The 4,722-nt window shown below is 66.4% G+C and carries 7 protein-coding genes; all 7 read right to left on the bottom strand.

Going from position 1 to position 4,722, the window contains the following annotated elements; translation table 11 throughout:
- Positions 1 to 890: phosphoenolpyruvate-utilizing N-terminal domain-containing protein (locus tag VF497_RS01165; RefSeq protein WP_330885433.1), on the bottom strand; the 890-nt coding region annotated here is incomplete at its 3' end.
- Between the two features lie 4 nt (positions 891 to 894).
- Positions 895 to 1,164, bottom strand: a complete 270-nt coding sequence (locus VF497_RS01170) for an HPr family phosphocarrier protein (RefSeq protein WP_330885435.1) — start codon at positions 1,162 to 1,164, stop codon at positions 895 to 897.
- A 17-nt stretch (positions 1,165 to 1,181) separates the two neighbouring features.
- The gene (locus VF497_RS01175) at positions 1,182 to 1,568 is read right to left on the bottom strand and encodes a PTS fructose IIA subunit family protein (protein WP_330885437.1); all 387 of its coding nucleotides are present in this window, start codon (positions 1,566 to 1,568) and stop codon (positions 1,182 to 1,184) included.
- Complete coding sequence (gene rapZ, locus VF497_RS01180; RefSeq protein ID WP_330885439.1) at positions 1,568 to 2,464, bottom strand: RNase adapter RapZ; 897 nt, start codon at positions 2,462 to 2,464, stop codon at positions 1,568 to 1,570. Before rapZ ends, VF497_RS01175 begins: the two co-directional genes overlap by 1 nt.
- A 5-nt stretch (positions 2,465 to 2,469) precedes the next feature.
- The gene (gene hprK, locus VF497_RS01185) at positions 2,470 to 3,423 is read right to left on the bottom strand and encodes an HPr(Ser) kinase/phosphatase (RefSeq protein ID WP_330885442.1); all 954 of its coding nucleotides are present in this window, start codon (positions 3,421 to 3,423) and stop codon (positions 2,470 to 2,472) included.
- A gap of 154 nt (positions 3,424 to 3,577) precedes the next feature.
- Complete coding sequence (gene hpf / locus VF497_RS01190) at positions 3,578 to 3,904, bottom strand: ribosome hibernation-promoting factor, HPF/YfiA family (RefSeq protein ID WP_330885444.1); 327 nt, start codon at positions 3,902 to 3,904, stop codon at positions 3,578 to 3,580.
- A gap of 119 nt (positions 3,905 to 4,023) precedes the next feature.
- The coding region (gene rpoN / locus VF497_RS01195; protein ID WP_330885446.1) for an RNA polymerase factor sigma-54 at positions 4,024 to 4,722 on the bottom strand (699 nt) is incomplete at its 5' end.

Consider the following 4,722-nt stretch of genomic DNA (forward strand, 5'->3'; position numbering starts at 1 on the left):
CTGACGCCGAGCGCGTGTGCCTGGGCGATGTCCGCGGGCTGCTCCGCGTTCGCGTAGAGACGGATCTCGACCTGGTCGCGGGTCAACGTGCGCGCGCCACGCAGGCGCGAGAGCTCGTCCGCGCTGCGCGCCTGTTCGCGCTGGTAGTGGCGGTAGACGGCTAGGTCCTGCGCGGTCGGATGGACCACGACCTGGCCGCTGCGGCCGTCGACGAGGATGAGATCGTCGTCGGAGATTTCCTTGAGCGCGTCGTGCACGCCGACCAGCATCGGCATGCGCATCGAACGCGCGAGGATCGCGCTGTGCGAGAGCGGGCTGCCCGCGGTCGTGACCAGCGCGAGCACGCCGGTCTCGCGCATCTGCGCCAACTCGGCCGGCGCCACCGTGTCGCTGACCAGGATGGTGCCGACGCGCGCGGCGATCTGGCGCTCGGCCGGGGTCTTGTCGCGGGTCAGTTCGCCCTGCACGCGGCCGATGACGTGGTCGACGTCCTCGCGCCGGCTGCGCAGGTAGGGATCGTCGATCGCATCGAATGCGGCGACGAGGCGGTCGCGCTGCACCTTGAGTGCCGCGCTCGCGCGCAGGCGCGCGGTGCGGATCAGGTCGTAGAGGCCGTCGACGAGTTCGGGGTCGTCGAGGATCATGCTGTGCGCGTCGATGAATTCGCCGACCTCGTGCGACAGCGCGCCATGCAGCTTGTCGCGCAGCACGGCGAGTTCGGAGCGCGCGGCGGCAAGCGCGGCGGCTAGCTTGGCGACCTCGGCCTCGACTTCCGTGGCCGGCAGCGGGCGCTCGTCGACGTTGATCTGGCTTGGCTGGACCAGGCGCGCGCGGCCGAGCGCCATGCCTCGCGCGGCAGCGGTTCCAATCAGGACAAGGCGACCGCTCATCGGATCATGCGCCCTCGTCGAACTTGCGGTTGAACAGGTCGACCATCGCGGCCATCGCCGTTTCTTCGTCCGCGCCGTCGGTGCGCAGCGTGATCGGATTGCCGACGCCGGCGGCGAGCATCATCACGCCCATGATGCTTTTCGCGTTGACCTCGCGGCCCTTGAAGATCAGGAATGCACTGGCCTTGTAACCCTGCAGCAGCTGCACGAGCTTGGCGGAGGCGCGCGCATGCAGGCCGAGCTTGTTGCTGATCGTGATTTCGCGTTCGAGCATCCTTGGTCCTTGCGCCTTCAGTCGATGCGGATGCCCGCGCGGCCGCCTTGTTCCGCGGTCTGCGCGAGCTCGGCGAGCGACTGCTCCGGGTAATTTAGCACGCGCAGCAGCATCGGCAGGTTGAGGCCGGAGACGCGTTTGGTCGCCACGCCGGTCGGCGCGATGCGGTCGAGCACGTTGCTCGGCGTCGCGCCGAACACGTCGGTCAGCACGAGCACGCCGCCGCCCGAATCGAGCGCGCGGATGCGCGATGCGGTCGCCTCCATCGCGAAATCGATGTCGGCGCCAGGCGGAATCGCCAACGCGTCGACCTTGAGGCTGATCCTGCCGAGCAGGTGGCGCGAGGTTTCGATCAGCGCGTCGCCCATGCTTTCGTGGGTGAGCAGAAGTATGCCGACGGCCATCACTCCAACTCCCTGTGGAACGTCAGCACCTGCTCGCGCGTCGTGCGGAAGTGCTCGGCGAGTTTCTCGGCGAGGTAGACCGAGCGGTGGCGGCCGCCGGTGCAGCCGATGCAGATCGTCACGTAGGAGCGGTTGTCCGCCTCGAAGCGCGGCAGCCAAGTGTCGAGGAAGGCGGAGATTTCGCCGAGATATTGCCCGACTTCCGGCTTCGCTTCGAGCCACTCGCGCACCGCGGCGTCGCGACCGGACAGCGGGCGCACGCGCGCGTCCCAGTGCGGGTTCGGCAGGCAGCGCGCGTCGAAGACGAAGTCCGCATCCGCGGGCACGCCGCGCTTGTAGGCGAACGATTCGAACAGCAGCGACAGCTCGCCGCCGACCATGCCGAGCTCGGTCGCCATAAGCCGGCGCAACTGGTGCACGTTGAGCTCGCTCGTATCGATCACGCGGTTGGCGATGACCGAGACAGGCTTCAGGCGCTTGCGTTCGAGTGCGATCGCCTCGTTCAACGACAGGCCGTCGCCGGTCAGCGGGTGGCGGCGGCGCGTATCCGAATAGCGCTTGAACAGCACCTCGTCGCGCGCATCGAGGAAAATCAGCTCGTGCTCGATGCCTTGCTGCGCGAGCTCGGCGAGGATGGCCGGCACGCGCTGCAGGTCCTCGCTGCTGTTGCGCACGTCGATGCCAACGGCAAGACGCGGATGCGGACCCGTTGCACCCGCGGTCGCCGCGGCGACGAACGCGGGCATCAGCGCTGCGGGCAGGTTGTCGACACAGTAGTAGTCGAGATCCTCGAGCGCGCGCAGCGCGATCGTCTTGCCCGCGCCCGACATGCCGCTGATCACGACGAGGCGTGATGCGACATTATGCGCTTTTTCCACTTTTTCACTCGTCGCCATCGGGCTCACCACGGCGACTGGCGCAACATCTGATGCGCCTGGCGGTCGAGGAAGGTCTGTGCCGGATCGATGCCCTTGGTCTTGAGCATGTGGTTGCGCACGGCGGCCTCGACGAGCACGGCGAGGTTGCGTCCGGCGGCGACCGGGATCGTGGTCTGCGGCACCTTGGTGTCGAGGATTTCGCGATAGCTGTTGTCGCCGTAGATGCGCTCGAGTCCGGTTTCGTCGTTGTCGATCTTCTTCGTCGTCGCGAGGTGGACGATCAGGCGCAGGTACTTCGACGGCTTGACCGCAGTCTGGCCGAACATCTCGCGCACGTTGAGGATGCCCAGGCCGCGCACCTCGAGCAGGTCCTGCAGGATCTCCGGGCAGGAGCCGTCGATCACGTCGGGCGCGATCTGGGTGAATTCGGGCGCGTCGTCGGCGACGAGACGATGGCCGCGCGTGATCAGTTCGAGCGCAAGCTCGCTCTTGCCCGAACCCGATTCGCCGGTGATCAGCACGCCGATTGAGTAGACCTCCATCAGCACGCCGTGCAGGGTCACGCGCCGCGCGAGCAGGCGCGTCAAGTGGTATTGCAGGTAGGTCAGCAGTTCGTGGCCGCGCTTGGGACTGAGCCAGATCGGCGTGTTGCTCTCGTTCGCCGCGGTGAGCACGTCGGCGGGCACATCCTGATCCTTGGTCACGATCAGCGCGGTTGGTTGGAACGCGATGATGCGCTCGACCGCCTCCCAGCGCTCGCGCGTATCCAGACCGTTGAGCCAATTGAGCTCTTCGGTGCCGATGATCTGGATCTTGTTCGGATAGATGATGTTGAGATAGCCGGCCAGCGAAGGGCGCCGCGCCTGCTTCTCGGCTGGGGCGATCGCACGCTTCTCGCCGGCTTCGCCTGCGACCCAGCGCAGCGCGAGGCGCTCGGACACCTTGTCGAACAGTTCGCGGGCGGTCAGGCGTTCCATTGGCTGGCGGTGGGCTCGGGAGCCTTCATTCTGCCAGTTCGACGGAACGGTGGCGATACGCGGAGTTTTTTTATCGGCACAGACGCGAAGGGCGCGAAGCGGCGGCTTCGCGCCCTTTGGCGGAGATGACTATCTCGATGCCGAGTCGCGCGTCTTAACTCGCGTAGCGTGCCTCGCGCACGACGTCGCGGTGGTGGTTCTGGATCTTTTCCTTGTGCTTCTTCACCTGGCGGTCGAGCTTGTCGGCGAGGCCATCGATCGCGGCGTAGAGGTCGGCGCCGGTGGCGTCGGCGTGGATGGTCTTGTTCACCGCGCAGTGCACGGTGGCTTCGGCTTTCTGGAACAGCTTCTCGACGGAGAGGACCACAGCGGCATCATGCAGGTGCTCGAAATGTCGGACGATGCGTCCGAGCTTGCTTTCGGCGTAATCGCGCAGGGCGGGGGTGACGATGACTTGATGCCCACTGACGGTAATCTGCATGACGAATTCCTCTGGTATTGAAGTTTCACGAGGTCCGCCCGACAAGGCGGACAGAAATTCAGACCGATGCTCTAGTCGATGGTTCCGTGCCTCCTGTCTTTTAGTGGATGCGGTTTAGATCATAGCGCAGAGGCGGCCAAGCACAAGCGGCCGCGCTCAGAAGATGAAGGAATATTCATACCCTCGCGGTATTTCGCCACGGTACGCCGGGCGACTTCGATGCCGCGCTTGTTCAGCTCGGCAGTCAAGGCCTGGTCCGACAAGGGCTTGCGCGGGGTCTCGTCGTCGATCAGCTTCTTGATCATCGCCTGGATCGCAGTCGACGAGGCGGCGCCGCCGTCGACCGTGCCGACGCCGGAGGAGAAGAAGAACTTGAACTCGAACGTGCCGCGCGGCGTGTGCAGGTACTTGCGCGTGGTCATGCGCGAAACAGTGGATTCGTGCATGCCGATTTCGTCGGCGATGTCGCGCAGCACGAGCGGGCGCATCGCCTCGGGGCCGAAGTCGAGGAACGCGCTCTGCGCGCGCACGATCGCACTGGCGACCTTGAGCATCGTGTCCGCGCGCGTCGCCAGGCTCTTGATCAGCCAGCGTGCTTCCTGCAGCTGGCCGCGCAGGTACTGCGCATCGTCGCGTTGCGCGCGCGCGATCAGGCCCGAGTAGTGGCGGTTGATCGACAGGCGTGGCTGGCAGTGCGGGCTCAGGGCCACGACCCAGCGGCCGGCCTGGCGCCGCGCGTAGGCGTCGGGCGCGACGAATTCGGGCGCGGTCGCGCTGAATTGCGCGCCGGGCTTCGGGTCGAGCGAGCGAACCAGGGC

This window comes from Rudaea sp. (assembly GCF_036383415.1).
GTDB lineage: Bacteria > Pseudomonadota > Gammaproteobacteria > Xanthomonadales > Rhodanobacteraceae > Rudaea.

Excerpts from the sequence above, each read along its gene's own strand:
- VF497_RS01170 (WP_330885435.1), bottom strand. The coding sequence starts at position 1,164 with ATGCTCGAACGCGAAATCACGATCAGCAACAAGCTCGGCCTGCATGCG.
- VF497_RS01175 (WP_330885437.1), bottom strand. The coding sequence starts at position 1,568 with ATGGCCGTCGGCATACTTCTGCTCACCCACGAAAGCATGGGCGACGCG.
- rapZ (WP_330885439.1), bottom strand. The coding sequence starts at position 2,464 with ATGGCGACGAGTGAAAAAGTGGAAAAAGCGCATAATGTCGCATCACGC.
- hprK (WP_330885442.1), bottom strand. The coding sequence starts at position 3,423 with ATGGAACGCCTGACCGCCCGCGAACTGTTCGACAAGGTGTCCGAGCGC.
- hpf (WP_330885444.1), bottom strand. The coding sequence starts at position 3,904 with ATGCAGATTACCGTCAGTGGGCATCAAGTCATCGTCACCCCCGCCCTG.